The organism is Bacterioplanoides sp. (assembly GCF_965219715.1).
Taxonomy (GTDB): domain Bacteria; phylum Pseudomonadota; class Gammaproteobacteria; order Pseudomonadales; family Oceanobacteraceae; genus Bacterioplanoides.
The window spans coordinates 2322576-2340147 of the sequence record NZ_OZ244785.1 but is presented as its reverse complement, the minus strand read 5'-3'; the positions used below and the strand labels follow the sequence as shown (position 1 = coordinate 2340147).

Below are 17572 nucleotides of genomic sequence, written 5' to 3'. Positions count from 1 at the left end.
GTCCAGTGAAGCCGGGTAACAGATATTAAAAAGCCCCTGACTTTTTATTAGACAGAGGCTTTTTGCTGGTTCGCTAACTGAGTGTCAGACGTTTATTCGTTTTCTTCACGATAATAAGACGGCGCGTGGCTGGTCCAGCGACGGAACGCTTTGCGGAAGTTCGATGGATCGGAGTAACCCACTAAAGCGGCAATCTCTTCGATTGGCAGGGCTGAATTGCGCAGGTATTCGATCGCCATCTCTTTGCGCACTTCGTCAAGAATACGCTGATAGGAAGTGCCCACTTCCTGCAGGCTACGGCTCAGAGTTCGGGTGGATGTTGCCAGCTGGCTGGCAACCACATCCACCGGAGGAAACTGCCCCGGGTTGGATAACAGGATGCGGCGAACTTTTGCGGCAATACCTTCTTTTGGCCCCATACGGGCAAGAATTTCAGCACACTGGCTTTCTGCCATGGCGGCGGTTGCCTGGTCGGCCATAATCAGTGGCAAATCCAGATAGCCGGAATCAACAATCAACTCGGTACGCGGCTGATCAAACAGAATCGGGCAATCGAAATATTCTTTGTATACATCGATATAGTCCGGAGCCGGATGGTTCAGATGTACTTCCACCGGTTGCAGCGCATTGTTGCCGGTCAGGAAGCGGCCCAGCGTGGCAAAGTTCACCACAAATACATCACATAACATGCGATAGATATGATCGAGCGGGATGTGTGTTGTCAGGCGGATTGCGGTGGTTTGTTGTTGCTCCACCACTTCAAACGTGAAAGCCGGATCAATCAGCGAGTGATATTTCAGGCCCAGCTGTAACGCGCTGCGGATATCCGCACAGCTGAGAATGGCATAACCTAACATGCCATACTGATTAATGTTAACGGCAGCACCAAGGTCAATACCCAGAGTATTAGCAGGGTAATTGCGAATCAGGTTCTCTGTTAAGGACAGCAGCTGCTGATAGGTCAGGCGGGCAGTTGGATCTGCCAGCATCTCTTCTGTGATGCCGGTATTTTTTAACAAAATATCCTGTTGCAGGCCTTTCTCACGACCGACCCGAACCATTGTCGCCGGAACGTTCACTGGCACAAGTGGCTCAGTAAGACTCCAGGTACCTCTGATCATGCGCTTACCGTTTATTGTTTTATTTATAACGGCCTAAGCATGACAGGCTTTTCGGCTAAATCAAGCGCTAGAGGTCGTCTCGTGGCTGAAAATGTCGCATTGGATTATACAATCTGGCCGAAATTCACAGCCCTTACTGATTACGGAATGGATGGTGGTGGCGGTTCAGGTAACGCCCTAAATCGGTCACCTGTTGGCTGGAGCGATTGTTCTGCAGATTGAGCAATATGTTATTCAGCTTAGCCTGATTTTTTTCTGCACACAGCACCACCAGATCACTACGGCGCCATTCAAACTCGCACAGAATCACTTTAAACGGCGTTTGGTTGAGGAGCTCAAGCACGCGATAGGCATCGTCGCGGGTCATCAGCAGTAGCCAGAACTGGCTGCGTAACGCGTCGAGGGACGCCATATGCAGGCTTTCAACATTGATGTTGGCGGTGATGGTGGCATCACGCTGTTTTTGCTGAGCATGCAGCGAGGCGGCGGCAAAATGATCGGGCTCCTGTTTATTGACCCAGTAATAACGGCCATCCCATTCGCGATAGACCACCCGGAATGGCTTTTCGCTGTCGGGAAACGCGGCTTTTACATTGCGGTCAAAATCTTCTGCGGATTCCCACGGAAAGTCGCTGAGGTAGTGCTCGGCATAACTGGCGATGTTCGGCAGGTTGGCGTCGTGGCCAGAGTACTCGACTCCCTGAATCGCGCTGATCGACAGGGGGCGCTGATAATCCTGTTCAACAATCAGCTTTCCTAATAGTTGATGCAGCGTCTGCCATTCGCTGCCAGCATTTTCCAGCGAGCCCTGCATGGCTTGAACCACGCTGTGCAGGCTGAGCCAGCGATGGCATAAAAAATTGTTTGGGTTGAGAACTCCCATATCCGCCAGAGGCATTTCTTTTACTGCCTGGGCGGCATACCAGACCGGGAACATGCGTTGTACCAGAGAATTAAGGAAGGCTTCGATGTCAAAGGTTGATGGGCCCGTTGTCATAGGAATTTCCTGAGCGGAATTTTCTCAAAGTTAAGTTTGCTGTCTATGCTTAATTATCAGTAAAGCACTAATCATCTGATAAGCCTATGAGATGGTTATCGGCAGTAACAACTAATTACTTAGATGTGGTTATTTTTATGCCTCAGACTCCGAATATCCCAACGCCACTGGAGGTAATGGCGCAGATCGATTCTGCGTTGGCCGAATCAGGTTTAGGTCAGCCCAGTGTTGAGCGTGAGCCCGTTCCTTTGTTTGATACCCTGTTGGATGAATGGCTGGTATGCCAGGGGCTGGAACAGGGGACCTTATTACGTAATGAATGGCCGGTTGTTGTCGACGATTTGTTGCGCAGCATGTCTGCCTGCGAAGTGCGGGAATCGTTACGTATGATCGTCGAGGAAACGCTGCAGTTGTGTCGTGCCCATGGCAGCCTGACAATGTGGAATCAGCGTGAACTGGATAACAAAGTCCGCTTTATGAAAAAGTCTCTGGAAGCGGGCGATATGCAGCAACGAAAGACTTACTTGCCCTGAAATTTCTCCCTCTTACCATCTCTGTTGCGGTTATTTTCTCTGACGCGACGTCTTCCTATCTTCGGTGTTTGTAGTGTACCAGCGTTATTTTTTCCTGAATTATTTAAGCCGATCTTGGCTGCATCAGGCTGCGTGCTGACGCGAGGTTTTCAACCAGAGTGTGCATGCGATTAATCTGAACCCGTTGGCTGTAACCTACCTGGTCGGTATCGAAGCGCTGTTTGGCGATATTCAGTAACTGCAATGCATCGAGGTTTTCATCAGTTTGCAGCTGGCCACGGGCGTTATGTAGCAAGGCAAACCCACCCATATCATTGCCCTGTAGCAAGCCATATTGCTGTAATTTGAGCTGTAATTTTCCGACTTCATCGGTTTCCAGCTGCTGAACATCAAACTCACTGGCAACAGCACTGATCAGAATGGCCCGCTGAGATGGGTTATAAGCGCCTGCTTCGAGAGGCTGCTGATCTTCACCAACACCCGCCGCTGCCTGGCTTTCACTGGTGGCACCGGTTCCCAGTGGCTGATTCTGTAGATAATTGGAAAGTGCGCCTAACTGCATAATTTGTCTCCTGCTGAAGGTGCTTCAGCAGGAGTTATGCCAACCCCTCAGAGTACGTATTTCTGCGGCGCTGTGGGTATCAGAAGCGGTAGCTGGCGTGAAAAACCGGTCCAACAGCGGCAAACTGCCACCGCTGTGGCTCTGATATTGCCGTTAGTGAGTAATTCCCCTGGCGATATTGTTGCAGTGCTTTTTCTGCATTCTGAGGCGCAGTGTAAATTTTCAGTTCGCTGGCTACCACACCACTGATAAAGGTCGCGACACCTTTACCGGTGCGGTCACCTTCATTGGCAACAACTGCGCCGGCAATGCCGTTCACCAGACCGGACAACAGATGATTAACCCAGCTTTGTTCATACGCTTCACGCTTGGCAACCGCCTCCAGCCAACGTTCTGCCTGCTGGCGTTTGGCTGTTTGCTGAGCTTCGCTGTCGTCTGGCATCGCTGCCAGTTGCTCTGCGTATTTGTGAGTATTTAATGGGTTTAGCAGTAAATCCGCAGCGCCCAGAAAGCTGGTGGTAAAACCTACTGCCCGATCGGTCAGATTGGGCTCATTTTCAGTCTGGGTGTAGGCGATGCCCTGTAGGGTGGCGACGCCTGCAAACAAACCAAACCAGCCGTTTTGCCATAGCTCGGCGTGCTCTGATTCGCGGTCAAAATATTGCTGGATAAACTCAGTCTTTTGCTGATCCTGAGCAAATGCCATAGAAGGAATAAAGCAGCCGAGCAGGGCGGCTTTTTTAAGAGAATGAAGCATGTTTGTTGCCTGTATATTTATAATTATTAGTGCTCATCTAACCTTAAAACGGTACGTATGTACAGCTTTGTAAAGGGGCTGTGACGCCTCTGCGAAATTGGTGAGACTATCGTGCCTAAAAATTACATTTCAATATTTTGACCAGTTGGCATAATTGGACATCAAACTGAAGTATTCGGAGACACATATATGGCGCCAGATGGCACAGGTAATGGGAAGTCCTTAGCGTATCAGGGACGCAAAGCCAGCCGGGCAAAGAGTGAGCACCGGCGCCGTCTGATTCTTGAAGCCGCACTGAGAATTGTTGTGCGTGAAGGTGTGCGTGGTATCCGTCATCGTGCGGTAGCGAAAGAAGCGGATGTGCCGCTGGCTGCAACCACTTATTACTTCAAAGATATTCAGGAACTGATTGTTGATACCTTCACGCTTTACACTGAAAAAGCGTTGGGTGTGGTTAACCGTTTTGCTGATCAGTTTTATTTGCCGCTGAAAGAGATGTCGGTCAGTCACCTGAAGGCTCTGACTTCCGGTGAAAATGTCAGCGAAGAAGAGCTGGATAAAGTGCTCGATTATCTGGTTACCCAGCTGGCAAATTATGTCAAAGAACAGACCGGGAACGAGCGCGACATGCTGATTGCCGAGCAGGCGTTTCGTTATGAAGCGATTGTGAATGATCGTATTCGTGAGCTGGCGTTAATGCACCGCAAAGCGCTGTCAGACAAGATTGAAGAGTTTATGCAGTTGGTTTCATCGCCAACACCACGTGAAGATGCTGAGATGTTGATGGGGTTATTCCACTCAATAGAATATTCAGTATTGCTGGTGGGAAGCGACAATGCCGACTTCGATCATATTCGCCGTACGCTGAAACGCTACCTGGCACTGATCATTCCTGACTTATTACGTCAGCGTAAAAGCTGAGCAAGCGTATAACATGCGGTTGCTGGCCTCCAGATACCGGATCACGCAAAGTGAAATCCGGCATTCGCCAGCAACATACGGGTTAACTTTAATTCCGTATCGCTGAAGGTACGCACTTCATAGCAGTGCTCACATAAAATAGGGTGCTGCGCTTTCAGTTGTTGCAGGCTGACATCCGTCTCGCGGCGACAGTGGTCGCAGCAGATAGGCACCATCACCTGACCTGACAGGATAGTGCTGACGCCTGGATGTTCGTGCTGGTCTTTCGAGCGCAATGGCTGACTCATAACTCTCTCTTCGCTACATCAGAATGTTTAACAACTGTTCTTAGATTAGCAGCCCGGGATATCATGCTTGTGTCGTATCAGAGCCTTCTTGTGACTTTTTGTATAACAAGACGTGATGGTTCGTAGCCTGACAAATTACAGTGTAGTCGCATTGTAACTAATCTGTACAGACTCCCGGTTTCATTTAGAAAAATTGTTATAACCTACTGATTTTTATGCCTTCCTGATGCTTTTCCGGGCGTCATTTGTGGTTTAGTTGGAATCGGTCAGGTCGACGAAGTGGCCCATTGCGTGACCTTTTCAGCGATTGCCAGTGAGGCGGTTAGGCCGGGACTTTCGATGCCAAACAGGTGCATCATATGACGATTGTGACGGAACACGAAATCGGCTGTGCTTTGATGTTGTGAGTGCAGTTTCGGGCGAATACCAGCGTAGTCAGCGTGAAGTTTTTCACTGTCCATCTGTGGATAGTATTGGCGAATTGCGTTGCAGAATTTGTCCTTCAGGCGCTGTTCGTCAACGTCGTAGTTCAGAGGCGCATCTCCTAAGTATTCGGTATCCGGCCCGAATCGCAATTGATTCCCCAGATCAATGGTGGCGTGAATGCCTAGGCCAGTCAGGTTTGCTTCCGGCAGTGGGTATATCAGGTGATTAAAAGGGTTACTGCCGGAGTAGCTGAAATAATGTCCGCGACAGGGATACAGCTCAGGTGCGGGTTGATTGGAAACGGGCAGGTGTTTGCCAACCTGTTGCGCTGACAGACCCGCGCTGTTGATGAGCTTTTGAGTTGTGAATGAAAATGGCCCGTCCGCAGTCTGGATATCAACCGACCAGCCTTGCTGTTGTTGCTCCGCCCGGAGAAATTCACTCTGACACATAATCAAAGCGCCATGGCGTTGTGCCTGATGTGTAAGCGTTTGCATATACGCATGACTATCGATGATGCCAGTGGTGGGAGAAAACAACGCTGCCTGACCACGCACTTCGGGCTCTTTCTGTTGCAGCTGGGTTTGATTCAGGCGCTCAAGCGGAATATTCAGATGTCTGGCTTTGTGCTCAAGTTGCAGCAACTTAGCGTCATCAGAGTGCCGGGCCACAATCAATTTACCAATACGCTGGTGCGGAACCTGATACTGCTCACAGAACGCATACAGCAGATGTTTGCCGCGCAGGCAAAGCGATTCTTTCAGAGAGCCAGCAGGGTAATACAGTCCGGCGTGAATCACTTCGCTGTTCCGGCTGGATGTTTCTGAGCCTGTTATCGGGTGTCTTTCGAGCACAATCACGCTGCCATGCTGGCTCAGCTGGTAAGCGATAGCCAAACCAACAACGCCTGCTCCGATGACACAGAATTGAAAATCTGCCTGCATTTGGGTTTGTTCTGTCAGATGTTAAGGTGGAGAAAATTTTACCGGATTTTGAACCCTATGAATCAATCTGTTTTCTGGCAGCGGTTTTCAGCAGGCATCGAGCGTTGGGGAAATCGTTTGCCTGCGCCGGCGCTGCTGTTTGTTGTGTTATGGCTGTTGGTGGTCGTGTTGTCGTCACTGGCGAGCTGGACAGGCTGGCAAGCGCTGCACCCGGCAACTCAGGCCGAGGTGCTGCCCAATGCATTAATCAGTGAGCAAGGCATCGTCTGGATGTTGTCATCTGCAGTGAAGAACTTCACCGGTTTTGCGCCAGTGGGTCCGGTATTAGTGGTGATGTTGGGTCTGGGGCTGGCAGAGCGAAGTGGTTTGCTGGGGCAGTGGCTGCAGCAGCTGATGCGTCATCTGCCCGGAGTGGGTCTGACGCTGGGTGTGGTACTGGTGGGTATTTTATCCAGTCTGGCGTTTGATGCCGGGTACGTTGTGGTGATTCCACTCAGTGCGTTGTTGTTTCAGCTGGCTGGCAGGTCGCCACTGGCGGGAATTGCGGCCTCGTTTGCTGCGGTATCCGGTGGTTACAGCGCTAATTTAATGGTTGGCCCGGTGGATACTATCCTGTCGGGCATTTCGACAGAAAGTGCACGCCTGATTGATCCGGCGGCTTCGGTGTCGCTGGTGGCCAATTATTATTTTATGGCGGCGTCGACGATTTTTATGACGCTGGTGATTAGTTTTGTCTTACACCGCTGGGTTGAGCCTTTGCTGAGTAGCGAACAAACTCAGGAGCTCCCTGTCTTTGATGATCAGCATCGGGGAGCTGCACGAGTGTCGCTGTGGTTTTTTATAGCGCTGGCGGTGTTGCTGTTACTCGCCGGTACTGTGTCTGGTGCCTGGCTTGCCGGTGACGAGGGATTTCTGAAGTCTCCGTTTATGCGAAATCTGAGTGTCCTGATTGGTTTATTGTTTGGTCTTAGTGGTGCGTTATATGGACGAATGAGTGGGCGTTACGATAGCAGTCACAAGCTTGTTGCAGATCTGGAAGAGACGTTCCGGTTGTTGGCGCCGTATCTGGTATTGATGTTCTTTGCTGCCCAGTTTGTGGCGGCATTCAGCTGGAGCAATCTGGGGTTACTGGTGGCGATTCAGGGGGCCTCAGTATTACAGATGCTGGCGTTACCGGAAGCACTGACGCTGGTTGTTCTGATTATTCTGGTGGCTGTGATTAACCTGCTACTGGGCAGTGCGTCGGCGAAATGGACGCTGCTGGCACCAGTACTGGTACCTATGTTGATGTTGGTTGGGATCAATCCGGAGGTGACTCAGGTGGCGTACCGTATTGGTGATTCCAGTACCAATATCATTACCCCCTTGATGCCATATTTTCCCTTGGTGCTGGCGTTGGTGCAGAAGTATCGAAATGATGCAGGGGTTGGCACGGTACTGGCGATGATGATGCCATTTTCATTAATGATGTTGTTCAGCTGGAGTATTTTTCTGGCTCTGTGGCTGGCTCTGGCTATTCCTCTCGGGCCGCAATAATGATGTTTTACTGATACAAAAAAGCCTGCTGATGCAGGCTTTTTTGTATCTGACTTTTGTTCTGAAGAGTCTCGCTCAGCCTTCCTGACGCTCTGCACATTCATAATGTGAAGGGTTAGAACGACAACGCAGTTTGAACATCAGCTTCATCATGCGCTTGTCGTAAATCTTTTTGTTGCTCAGTTTCATACGAATCTGGCGCAACATTTCTTTGTAGTCCGTTTCTTTGTCGGCAGAAATATTCAGCCAGTATTTAGCAGGAATATCGGCTTCGGCTTTGCGAATATGTTCCAGCGCTTTATCGAAATGCTGATACGTGTATTCGCGGCTCTTCTGGCCAAAACCTTCCGGGAATTTATCGTGGCGGATAATCATCTGGAAATTCATTTGTGCCATGGAAAACTTATAGATACCACCTTTGTCACCCAGGCCTTTGTACATTTCAAATGGCTGATAAGCCACAGCCGGGGCATAAGCAATATCAACGTCACCGTTGTTAAATCGAGGCGCAAAGGTGGCGACAGTCGATGGCACCATGGTTGCGCCGACGTGTTCAACCACATTCACAGAGGCTTTGTCGTAATCCAGGGTTGCGATACGTTTACCGGCGGCGGCTTCAACTGAGTCGATTTGCTTGTCGCGTACAAAAATGTATACCGCACCACCTGGCAGAATGGCGGCTACTTCATAATCGCCCTGAACCATATAACGACTGGCCTTTGGCTTGGTCAGCATGCCCAGCAGTTGCTGCATTTCTTTGTAATCGTTAAGACCGCCCAGTGCTTCAATACTGGCGGTAAACGGGTTGTAAGGACGAACGCGGGTACCGGTAACGCCCATTGCATCACAGTGACCTGCCTGGAAATCAGCAACCACAACAGCCTCGTTGGTATAGGCTTTCAATTCCAGGTTGGCGCCCCATTCTAGGGCCTGAGTCTGATAATCGAGCATGGCGGAATATACCGGGCCACGGGCGCCAACGGGGTCGAAAATACAGAAAACCTGCTTGCCGGCTTCGTTAGCCAGAGTGGGAAGTGAGCTGATTAATGCCATGATGGCGATCAAGATGCGCATGCTGTCATCCTATTGGTGAGCTAAGGGTTATTATTTTGGCGCTATCATAACTGACACCTTATTGATTACCAAAGGTGAGGGAACGCCATCCTTGAGGTGTGTTATCATGCGCGCCGATTTAATCAGAGCAATACATCATGAATGCAGAGCAGTTTGAAACCTGGGCTTTACGCATCGGTCTGACCTTACTCATCGGCTTTATGGCTTTTATTATTTATGACCTGGGCAAGCGTTCGAATGCGGGTAAGTTCGGGCAGTTTGTATTGTTTCTCGGATTGTTTGTTGGCGTGCTTGGCTTTGTCATCAAGCTGGTGCTGGAAAACTTTATGAGCGACATGCTCTGATTCGGTAATTTACTGACTTTCTTAAAGTTTTTAGCGACTTTGTCGCTTTCGAAAGTCGCGTTGGTGAAAGTCTTTGACTATACCTTTAATGTCTGTCACGTTGGAGGTGCAAACATGAGTCAGAGTGCTGATTTGACGCCAGGTCAGGATCCGACCTGTATATGCTCTGCAGCTCCGGTGGTCAGGACGATCACTGATTTTGAAATACAACACAAGGAAAGGTTATGAGCGCTGTTAACCGGATACGAGCAGCTGAAGTATTTAACGCTTATGCGGTACCGGAGGCCCTGAGTGGCCGTCAATCACAGGTATTTCTCCATAATATTCCCGATAATCAGTCTGGCGCAGGTCTGATCGGTTATACCCCCCAACTCAGCGAACTGATTCAGGATGTTATGCTACTGGTCTGGCATCTGGCTGAGCGTCATGGTCTGGCGCAACGTTCGGTGCAACTGTTCTACGCCAATCCAAAAGAGAGTCTGGTCTACAACACCCAGCGCATGCTGAAGCTGATGCAGAGTCTGCGCAACACCAATCATATTCTGGTGCCAATCTCTTCAAGTCACAGCATGATCTTCCACACTTTGCGTCAGGTTGTTCCTTGCGCTCAGGAAATGCAGCTGGATGACGTCAGTCTGTTCTATATCGGTGATCTGGCAAATCGCAACTCGCTGCAGGCTATTAGTTCAACTTGTGATATGTCTTTCTATTTTCATGCCCAATACTGATTTAGGTTAGGAATCCACAGGCTGTAATTGCTAAGCTGAAGACTGACATCACAGGAGTATCAATATGCCTCAGGAAACGCTAAAGCAGCAGTTGCAGCAATTACACGACGCCTTACAACAGCACCCTCAGCTGGATGACGAGAGTCAGCAACTGCTGAAGACCATTGCTGACGACATTGCTGGACAGAGTGGTGCTGCTCAGCCTGATGAAGATCTTACTGAGCAGGTTCAGCAACAGGCGATCCGCTTTGAGCAGGAATATCCAACCTTATCCGGAATATTGCGCCAGATTGTTGATACCTTGGGACGCATTGGTGTTTAGTTAAGCGAACGGATTTTAAAATCAGAGCAGGAGACAGATATGCGTCATATGCCAACGGTCAGTGAGATCATGACGGCTTTCCCGGTTCATGTGGATGAAACCACATCGTTAGCTCAGGCTGCCGACCTGATGAAAGAACATGACTGCCACCACTTGCCGGTTATGGCAGGGCATAAAGTTATTGGTCTGTTGAACGCCGAAGACATCATGCTGGCGCGTCAGCCAGGGCACTCGGCTGCTGAAGTTACTGAATTGTGCGCTGGTGATATGTGCCAGCAGCAAATCAAGCAGGTGGATTTGCACACCCGTCTGGATGTGGTGCTCGATGGTATGGCGGAACAAAATGTGAATGCGGTGCTGGTGCTGAAACAGGATCGCCTTGCCGGAATTCTCACCAGCCAGGACGCCTGTCGTGGTTTCTCTAAATGGCTGAAAAAAGAATACCTGCCGGATGATGATCCCAGTATTGCCTGAATAAATTACCCGGCTGCACCGCCTTGGTTCATTGTTAAGGGCTGCATGCTTAAAAATGGCGCACGATCAGTGCGCCATTTTTTATGCCTGGGATTCAATGCTATTCGCCGCATTGTCAGTGTTGATGCGGCCCGCCACCGAATATTGCGGTACTTCCTGGTGTTGGTACGGAGTTTGCCAATTAGTACTTATGTCAGTTTAAGACCTAAGTCCGATTACCAAGGAGCAGTTTATGTACAAAGTTGCGGATATTCAGGATTATCGCCCTGTTAACCAAGTTGCGGTTTTTCAGCCGGATATGCTCGACTCCCTGACGTCTATTCTGCAGGAGCGTTATCAGGACGAAGACAGCATTCAGCGAATTCTGTCTTTAATCTGTGAAGTGTCAGGTCTGCAGAATGTTTCGGTTGCTGTGCCGGATTCCCCGAGCCGTTTTCGCGCTCAGTTCTGCTCTACGGGTGTGACCAATGGTGTTTACAGTTTTGCGGTACAGCATGCGCTGTGTCGTCAGTTTGAATCACGTGAGTGGCTGGTTATTAAAGAAGGCAGTGAATGTGCGGATGTATTTGTTCCGCAGCACAGTCAGCTAACAGGTCAGGATCGTTGTCTGCTAATGCCGTTGATGTTGCGTCAGTCGGTATTGGCTGTTCTGGTGCTGGATTTACGTAATGGCCCAGGTTCTGTTGAGCTGTCGACTGTGAGCTTCCTTGGGACTCAGATTGCTCAGATGCTTGCAACGCAGGTTGTTCCGAATTTCAAAACTCTGTACGCACGACCGTATCAGCGGGTACAGGCCGACGAGTTGTCTGATATTCATGCCGCTATCGAAAAATGTAATGGCAATAAAACCATGGCTGCAAAAGTGCTTGGTTTGACGCCGAGACAGCTGCGTTATCGCTTATCAAAATTGTCTGAAGAGTCTGCCTGAGGCCATACCGGTTTTTCTCAATAGCGGCTTTCATTAAATTGTCATCACTCAGGCGTCAAACTGATCAGATTATGGTCAGAGATCCTGAGTATGACACCCGTCCGAATCAGCATTGTTAGTGAAACCTACGTCCCCGATGTGAACGGTGTCGCTAATTCATTGCGCCATTTAATTCAGGCTTTCGATAATAATAAATACCGCATTCAGATCATTCGCACCCGGCCTAAATCGTCCTGGGTACCGGAGGTTGAAGAGGTCTGGGTGAAAGGCCTGACAATCCCTATGTACCCGGATCTGCAGATTGGTTTGCCTTCCACTAAACGTATAGCAGCCGTTTGGGATCAGTTTCAGCCTCAGCTGGTATTTATTGCCACCGAAGGTCCGCTAGGTAATTCTGCCTTAAAAGAAGCGCAGCGACGGGGACTTCCGGTTCTTAGTGCTTTTCACACTAATTTCCATCGATATTCCAGTTATTACGGTATGGGCTGGATTAAAACCCTGACGTTAAACTGGCTGCGTCGTTTTCATAATTCAACTCTGGGCACGTTGGTGCCCTCGGCAGAAAGCGCAGGATTTTTATGCAGCAACGGTTTTGAAAATGTGCATGTTTTACCGCACGGTGTGGACTGTGGATTATTTCATCCGCGACGACGGTCTGCCTATTTACGTAGTCAATGGCAGGTTAATGACAATCAGCCGGTTGCTTTGTATGTCGGTCGTGTTGCTGCTGAAAAAAATATTCCCCAAGTAGTGGCAAGTTATCGCAAGCTTTTACAAAACACACCTGACTTAAGGCTGGTGGTGGTGGGTGACGGACCACTGCGTTCGCAACTAGAGCAGCAACATCCGGATATTATTTTTGCTGGTGTACAAACCGGGGAAGCATTAGCAAGGTATTACGCTTCGGCGGATTTTTTTATGTTTGCCAGCCAGACAGAAACGTTTGGTTTGGTCACTCTGGAAGCCATGGCCAGCGGCTTACCAGTAGCCGCTTATGATTTGGCGGCAGCCGGGCAATTTATCCGCCAGGGAGTTGATGGGCAACTGGCTAAAGCGGATGACTCAGACGCATTCACCCAGGCGTGTCGGCAATTATTAAAAATGGATTTATCCATGGCTGGGAAACAAGCGCGCGAAAGTGCTGAACAAGCCAGCTGGGCAAAAGTGACTCTGCAATTTGATCAACACGTCGATGCCGCTATTCATCACTCACCTGAACAAAAGACAGAACAAATTCAAACCATGGTATGAGGTTTGCTCTTTGATTATTAGTTTAAAAATAATTGAGGGGCGAATGATGGAATTTAACCGTCAAAGCATTGCAACGCTGCAAAAAATTAAACGCCTGGCGAAAAATGAGCAAGGGTGTGTTATTCACTATGACTCGCCAACGCTGGAAAATGAGCTGCGAACGCTAGTGCAGAGTGGCGTAAGTCGTGAATTATTGCAGCTTATTGAGTCATTTTTGCCAACTCAGGAGCCAGTTCCTGCGTTTACCACTGAGCCTCGAGTATATCGTGGCGCGCAGCAGATTGTTGACGATGCTGAGCGCACGGCTAAACGCACACAACGGATTTATCGTGGACAGGTTGTGATGGCCTGATTACCGATTGCTATAAATGCGACACCTTGGTGCACCTGTGCTAGGGTTTGCCCAATCCAAGGACGTTTTTGAGGCAATACTATGCAGTGGAGTGGTATTCCACGTACACGGGTGTCCGCAATTCTCGGTGTGTTACTCACCGGCTATCTGATTTTAATGAGCCTGCAGCTGAATCAGAACTCTGGCCATTGGTTAAATCGACTGGACTATCTCTGGTACGACCTGCGATTTAACTGGTCATTACAATGGCAGCCTAAGCAGATTGGCGAACAACCTATCGCCATTATTGATATTGATGAACAGGCATTAGCAGAACAGGGGCGTTGGCCCTGGAGTCGCCATAAGCTGGCCGAACTGGTAACCACACTGAGTGAATATGGTGCGGTGGTTGTGGCATTTGATGTGGTGTTTTCTGAACCGGAGCGAAATCCGGTGGATGAAGTTCAACAGCGCATCGCCATTGATGGTGAAGTCTGGAAAGTGCCATCCGGTTGGTACCGTCAGGTAGATGGTGATAGCCAGCTGGCTCAGGAATTGCCGTCCACTGATGTGGTGCTTGGATTCTTCTTTCTTGATGAAGGTTCGGTCACGGTTGGTCAGCTGCCAGCACCGGCTTATCGTCTCAATAATTCGCAACGCCAAAGTCTGGTGATGATTACCAAACCGGGGTATGCCGCCAATTTACCCTTACTGCAACAGGCCGCACAAGGTGGCGGCTTTGTCACCACGTTTGCAGATGCTGATGGTGCGGTGCGTCGTTCACCACTCACCATTCGTTATGGCAATAATGTCTATCCATCGCTGTCGCTGGCAACGGTCATGACGTATTTATTCGATAATGAATTGATGCTGGAAACTGCCCGGGTGGGCCAGGTTGAAGTGCTACGCCGAATTGGCCTGGCAGAACAAATGGCTCGCACCGATGGTTCTGGTCGGGTGATTGTTCCTTACCGTGGTGGTAAAAAAACCTTCCCTTATTTTTCTGCGACGGATGTATTAAACGGCCGGATTGATAATGATGCACTGGAAGGTGCGATTGTGCTGATTGGAACTTCGGCCATTGGTTTGGCGGATTTAAGAACCACACCGGTAGGCACCCAATATCCGGGCGTTGAAGTGCATGCCAATATTATTGATGCCATGTTGAATGACGGCTTTCCTTATCGGCCAGAATGGGAAGCGGGAGCAACACTAACTCAACTGGTTTTAATCGGTGCTATTTTGTCGTTGTGGCTGCCGAGGCTAGGGCCCATTCTGGCAATTGTAGTCAGTGGCACCACCATGTTGTTAGCCGTTACCGGCAACTTTTATTTATGGAATAAATTGAATCTCGATCTGCCACTGGCTGCCATTATATTGCTGGTGGTGGTATTAACCATGTTGAACCTTGGTTATGGTTTTTTACGGGAAAATGCCAGTCGAAGGCTGTTAAAAGGCATGTTCGATCAATATGTGCCACCGGCACATATCGACCGAATGATGAGTGATCCCAGCGCCTACCAGTTTGAGGGCGAGCAAAAAGAACTCACAGTGCTGTTCAGCGATATCCGCAGCTTTACCAATATTTCAGAGACGTTATCTGCCGCAGAACTGAAAGCGTTTCTGAATAGCTATTTTACTCCTATTACTAAGATTATTTTTGATAATGAAGGCACCATCGACAAATATGTTGGTGATATGGTGATGGCATTTTGGGGGGCGCCGGTTGATGACGAGCGGCACGCATATCATGCCGTTTTAACCGCGTTAAAAATGCAGCAGATGACGCAGAAACTGCGTGATGAATTTTCTGAAAAAGGCTGGCCCGCGGTTGAAATCGGCGTTGGTCTGAATACCGGACCAATGAACGTCGGTGATATGGGATCTTCTTATCGTCGTGCTTATACCGTACTTGGCGACTCAGTAAATCTTGGCTCACGGCTGGAAAGTATTACTAAATTTTATGGCGCAAAAATATTAATTGGTGAGCATACCCAGGCTTTAGCGCCGGAATTTATTTATCGTTACATTGATCGTATTCAGGTGAAAGGGAAAAACGAGCCGGTACGGGTTTACGAGCCGCTATGTTTGCAAAAGGAGCTGACCGCAGAGCTTTCTGCTGAGCTGACTCAATATGAAGCGGCTCACCAGTTATATATGGAACAGCAGTGGGATGCTGCGGCCGCGGCGTTTGCTGAGTTAATTCATGGCTATCCACAGCAGAAGTTGTATCAGGTCTATAAAGACCGGATTGCGGACTTACGTCAGGAAAATTTACCGCAGGATTGGGACGGGGTTTTCCGCCATACGCAGAAATAAAAAAGCGCCGGCAGCAGATCTGCCGGCGCTTTTTTATTATTTATTCAGCCTGATTTACTGACCCAGGCCAGGCAATTAAGCCGGTTGCTGTATTGGGGCTTTCCGACATGTCTTTTAATTGGAAGCCGCCGGCCACACCGGGTGTACCGCCAGCTGAGGCCGGTGCTGTCAGGATACCGCCAATTTCGCTGTTATTTAGATCCAGGCTGATTTCACCGTGGTTACCACTGGTGATATCAAGGTCGAGAACCGGGGTGTTCTGAGTGGCGTTGTTCGGGCGAATATCCCCACTGAAGCTGGCATTCCATTGATCACCGTTAAAGTCTGCTTGCAGGTTACCATTGGTGACGGCACCGGAAGTCAGGTTCAGATCAAAGCTACCACTCACGGTGGTGTTTTCAACCAGAGCGCCGTTGAGTGTTCCCGGGGCTTGGCCGTTACCAGAGAATGAAATGGTACCGGACAGGCCGTTCAGATCCGTGCTGCGGATCGGTGTTGATTTTATCCACAGCGCCGGGCCCTGCAGATCGGTATGCTCCATACTTTGTGAATCGCGATACTGTTCGATGCTGCCTTCTGCGGCATCGTTCCAGACCCCCCAGCTGACATTAGCGATTGGCTGACTGCCATTACTGGTGCCGGTAAAGCGGGTAACATCCACCGCATTGGTGCCATCTTCTTTCAGCGAAACAAAGACAGTCTGGCCTTTGTCATCAACGAATGCGGTACCTGCGGTTGTTTTATTGGCCGTAATAAAGGCGCCGTAGTCATCGCTATCGAGGAATTTTGAGTATTCGCTGTTGCTCATACGCTTGTCCGGGGAGGTCAACGTTGGTGGCTCACCATTGCCATTATCCGGGTTGCCGTTGTCGCCGGAATCTCCGCCTTTATTTGTCGTATCATCGACAACTTGCTGAGTTAACTGTTCTTCACTGCCGGAGTCTTTTTCTTTATCCAGGCCGTTGGGTAATTCAGTTTGACGGATGCTTGGGTTTTCGGCGGATTGATCGGCTTCCGGAGCCTGTTCATCATCGATATCCGTTTCCGGAGTTTGCTGTTCGCTGTCTGAATCATCGGATTCAGATTCATCGTCGATGGGTTGTAGCGGTTGGTTCAGTTCGTCCGGTGGGGATAACAATCCCTGAATTCTCTGGTTATCGACCAGGGCAAAATCGAAGTCAGCCCCCATTCCCAGGTTCATTTGTCCCAGAGAGTTGTTGACTGTAATGCCTCCGGAAGAAACCCCCAGATACAATTGCTCAGGCGTAACCAGGGCTACGCGATAAACGGTGCCGCGAATACCAATACTGGCAACCGGCGTATCCACTTTGTAGGCTGCTTTATCGCCTTTACCAATACTGCCGGTCAGGGTGCGAAAGCCACCTTCAACCAGCTCCATTAACACTTCACCTTCATCACTGGCGTCAGCTGGCTGGCGATACGTTTTGATATTCAGCTTAGAGTTGGCTCGCAGAGCCAGCATGCCCTTATCAACAAAACGAATCTGTACCCGACTGTTGTCACCGGTGGAGATTACATCACTGGAATAAACCGTATCTCTGCGTTTCAGCTGGCGCACTTCGCCATCAATATTGGTTGCCTGGGCTTCACCCCGAACCATAATGACCCGTCCGGCAATATCTGCCGCCTGAGCCAGTGGCATCCAGATTGTCAGTGTGAAAACCAGCAAAAACTTCATTAAACCATTCATCGTTTT

The 17572-nt window shown here is 49.5% G+C and carries 19 protein-coding genes; 11 read left to right on the top strand and 8 right to left on the bottom strand.

The window, feature by feature from the left end; all coding sequences use genetic code 11:
- Positions 1-92 precede the first annotated feature (92 nt).
- Complete coding sequence (locus tag ACOQOZ_RS11115) at positions 93-1121, bottom strand: AraC family transcriptional regulator (protein WP_420592342.1); 1029 nt, start codon at positions 1119-1121, stop codon at positions 93-95.
- 133 nt (positions 1122-1254) lie between these two features.
- Positions 1255-2118, bottom strand: coding sequence for a DUF6685 family protein (locus tag ACOQOZ_RS11110; RefSeq protein WP_420592341.1), 864 nt, complete (start codon positions 2116-2118; stop codon positions 1255-1257).
- 137 nt (positions 2119-2255) lie between these two features.
- Here ACOQOZ_RS11110 and ACOQOZ_RS11105 point away from each other — a divergent pair, with 137 nt between their 5' ends.
- On the top strand, positions 2256-2651 hold the full coding sequence (locus tag ACOQOZ_RS11105) for a hypothetical protein (protein ID WP_420592340.1): 396 nt from the start codon (positions 2256-2258) through the stop codon (positions 2649-2651).
- Between the two features lie 103 nt (positions 2652-2754).
- On the opposite strand, the gene ACOQOZ_RS11100 is transcribed toward ACOQOZ_RS11105, so the two are convergent.
- A complete protein-coding gene (locus tag ACOQOZ_RS11100) occupies positions 2755-3213 on the bottom strand; it encodes a hypothetical protein (protein WP_420592339.1) in 459 nt (152 codons plus the stop codon).
- Between the two features lie 79 nt (positions 3214-3292).
- Positions 3293-3970 (bottom strand): hypothetical protein, encoded by a 678-nt coding sequence (locus ACOQOZ_RS11095; RefSeq protein ID WP_420592338.1) that lies wholly within the window; start codon positions 3968-3970, stop codon positions 3293-3295.
- Positions 3971-4159: 189 nt separating this feature from the next.
- On the opposite strand from ACOQOZ_RS11095, the gene ACOQOZ_RS11090 reads away from it, so the two are divergent.
- Entirely contained in the window at positions 4160-4891 is a 732-nt protein-coding gene (locus ACOQOZ_RS11090) for a TetR/AcrR family transcriptional regulator (RefSeq protein WP_420592337.1), read from the top strand.
- Between the two features lie 41 nt (positions 4892-4932).
- Here ACOQOZ_RS11090 and ACOQOZ_RS11085 read toward each other — a convergent pair whose 3' ends face one another.
- Together ACOQOZ_RS11085 and ACOQOZ_RS11080 are read right to left on the bottom strand one after the other, a co-directional pair.
- Positions 4933-5178 (bottom strand): hypothetical protein, encoded by a 246-nt coding sequence (locus ACOQOZ_RS11085; RefSeq protein WP_420592336.1) that lies wholly within the window; start codon positions 5176-5178, stop codon positions 4933-4935.
- 266 nt (positions 5179-5444) lie between these two features.
- Positions 5445-6548, bottom strand: coding sequence for an NAD(P)/FAD-dependent oxidoreductase (locus ACOQOZ_RS11080; RefSeq protein WP_420592335.1), 1104 nt, complete (start codon positions 6546-6548; stop codon positions 5445-5447).
- 57 nt (positions 6549-6605) lie between these two features.
- Between ACOQOZ_RS11080 and ACOQOZ_RS11075 the strand changes: the two genes are divergently transcribed.
- A complete protein-coding gene (locus tag ACOQOZ_RS11075) occupies positions 6606-8084 on the top strand; it encodes an AbgT family transporter (protein ID WP_420592334.1) in 1479 nt (492 codons plus the stop codon).
- A gap of 75 nt (positions 8085-8159) precedes the next feature.
- Here ACOQOZ_RS11075 and ACOQOZ_RS11070 read toward each other — a convergent pair whose 3' ends face one another.
- Entirely contained in the window at positions 8160-9158 is a 999-nt protein-coding gene (locus tag ACOQOZ_RS11070) for a putative solute-binding protein (RefSeq protein ID WP_420592333.1), read from the bottom strand.
- Between the two features lie 137 nt (positions 9159-9295).
- On the opposite strand from ACOQOZ_RS11070, the gene ACOQOZ_RS11065 reads away from it, so the two are divergent.
- The 8 genes from ACOQOZ_RS11065 (at position 9296) to ACOQOZ_RS11030 (ending at position 15855) form a co-directional block, all read left to right on the top strand.
- Positions 9296-9502: a DUF2788 domain-containing protein gene (locus tag ACOQOZ_RS11065; protein ID WP_420592332.1), complete on the top strand. Its 207-nt coding sequence runs from the start codon at positions 9296-9298 to the stop codon at positions 9500-9502.
- A 224-nt stretch (positions 9503-9726) separates the two neighbouring features.
- Entirely contained in the window at positions 9727-10230 is a 504-nt protein-coding gene (locus tag ACOQOZ_RS11060) for a hypothetical protein (RefSeq protein WP_420592331.1), read from the top strand.
- A 64-nt stretch (positions 10231-10294) separates the two neighbouring features.
- On the top strand, positions 10295-10552 hold the full coding sequence (locus tag ACOQOZ_RS11055; RefSeq protein WP_420592330.1) for a DUF4404 family protein: 258 nt from the start codon (positions 10295-10297) through the stop codon (positions 10550-10552).
- Positions 10553-10591: 39 nt separating this feature from the next.
- Positions 10592-11026 (top strand): HPP family protein, encoded by a 435-nt coding sequence (locus ACOQOZ_RS11050; RefSeq protein ID WP_420592329.1) that lies wholly within the window; start codon positions 10592-10594, stop codon positions 11024-11026.
- 232 nt (positions 11027-11258) lie between these two features.
- Complete coding sequence (locus ACOQOZ_RS11045; protein WP_420592328.1) at positions 11259-11954, top strand: helix-turn-helix domain-containing protein; 696 nt, start codon at positions 11259-11261, stop codon at positions 11952-11954.
- 90 nt (positions 11955-12044) lie between these two features.
- Entirely contained in the window at positions 12045-13205 is a 1161-nt protein-coding gene (locus tag ACOQOZ_RS11040; RefSeq protein WP_420592327.1) for a glycosyltransferase family 4 protein, read from the top strand.
- 43 nt (positions 13206-13248) lie between these two features.
- A complete protein-coding gene (locus ACOQOZ_RS11035; protein WP_420592326.1) occupies positions 13249-13557 on the top strand; it encodes a hypothetical protein in 309 nt (102 codons plus the stop codon).
- Positions 13558-13638: 81 nt separating this feature from the next.
- Positions 13639-15855: a CHASE2 domain-containing protein gene (locus ACOQOZ_RS11030; protein WP_420592325.1), complete on the top strand. Its 2217-nt coding sequence runs from the start codon at positions 13639-13641 to the stop codon at positions 15853-15855.
- 40 nt (positions 15856-15895) lie between these two features.
- On the opposite strand, the gene ACOQOZ_RS11025 is transcribed toward ACOQOZ_RS11030, so the two are convergent.
- Positions 15896-17566 carry a FecR family protein gene (locus ACOQOZ_RS11025; RefSeq protein ID WP_420592324.1) on the bottom strand — a complete coding sequence of 557 codons (1671 nt, stop codon included), beginning with the start codon at positions 17564-17566 and terminating at the stop codon, positions 15896-15898.
- Positions 17567-17572: the final 6 nt, after the last annotated feature.

Bases quoted from the DNA above. Each gene is read 5' to 3' on its own strand.
- ACOQOZ_RS11115 (WP_420592342.1), bottom strand. From the start codon at position 1,121: ATGATCAGAGGTACCTGGAGTCTTACTGAGCCACTTGTGCCAGTGAAC.
- ACOQOZ_RS11110 (WP_420592341.1), bottom strand. From the start codon at position 2,118: ATGACAACGGGCCCATCAACCTTTGACATCGAAGCCTTCCTTAATTCT.
- ACOQOZ_RS11105 (WP_420592340.1), top strand. From the start codon at position 2,256: ATGCCTCAGACTCCGAATATCCCAACGCCACTGGAGGTAATGGCGCAG.
- ACOQOZ_RS11100 (WP_420592339.1), bottom strand. From the start codon at position 3,213: ATGCAGTTAGGCGCACTTTCCAATTATCTACAGAATCAGCCACTGGGA.
- ACOQOZ_RS11095 (WP_420592338.1), bottom strand. From the start codon at position 3,970: ATGCTTCATTCTCTTAAAAAAGCCGCCCTGCTCGGCTGCTTTATTCCT.
- ACOQOZ_RS11090 (WP_420592337.1), top strand. From the start codon at position 4,160: ATGGCGCCAGATGGCACAGGTAATGGGAAGTCCTTAGCGTATCAGGGA.
- ACOQOZ_RS11085 (WP_420592336.1), bottom strand. From the start codon at position 5,178: ATGAGTCAGCCATTGCGCTCGAAAGACCAGCACGAACATCCAGGCGTC.
- ACOQOZ_RS11080 (WP_420592335.1), bottom strand. From the start codon at position 6,548: ATGCAGGCAGATTTTCAATTCTGTGTCATCGGAGCAGGCGTTGTTGGT.
- ACOQOZ_RS11075 (WP_420592334.1), top strand. From the start codon at position 6,606: ATGAATCAATCTGTTTTCTGGCAGCGGTTTTCAGCAGGCATCGAGCGT.
- ACOQOZ_RS11070 (WP_420592333.1), bottom strand. From the start codon at position 9,158: ATGCGCATCTTGATCGCCATCATGGCATTAATCAGCTCACTTCCCACT.
- ACOQOZ_RS11065 (WP_420592332.1), top strand. From the start codon at position 9,296: ATGAATGCAGAGCAGTTTGAAACCTGGGCTTTACGCATCGGTCTGACC.
- ACOQOZ_RS11060 (WP_420592331.1), top strand. From the start codon at position 9,727: ATGAGCGCTGTTAACCGGATACGAGCAGCTGAAGTATTTAACGCTTAT.
- ACOQOZ_RS11055 (WP_420592330.1), top strand. From the start codon at position 10,295: ATGCCTCAGGAAACGCTAAAGCAGCAGTTGCAGCAATTACACGACGCC.
- ACOQOZ_RS11050 (WP_420592329.1), top strand. From the start codon at position 10,592: ATGCGTCATATGCCAACGGTCAGTGAGATCATGACGGCTTTCCCGGTT.
- ACOQOZ_RS11045 (WP_420592328.1), top strand. From the start codon at position 11,259: ATGTACAAAGTTGCGGATATTCAGGATTATCGCCCTGTTAACCAAGTT.
- ACOQOZ_RS11040 (WP_420592327.1), top strand. From the start codon at position 12,045: ATGACACCCGTCCGAATCAGCATTGTTAGTGAAACCTACGTCCCCGAT.
- ACOQOZ_RS11035 (WP_420592326.1), top strand. From the start codon at position 13,249: ATGATGGAATTTAACCGTCAAAGCATTGCAACGCTGCAAAAAATTAAA.
- ACOQOZ_RS11030 (WP_420592325.1), top strand. From the start codon at position 13,639: ATGCAGTGGAGTGGTATTCCACGTACACGGGTGTCCGCAATTCTCGGT.
- ACOQOZ_RS11025 (WP_420592324.1), bottom strand. From the start codon at position 17,566: ATGAATGGTTTAATGAAGTTTTTGCTGGTTTTCACACTGACAATCTGG.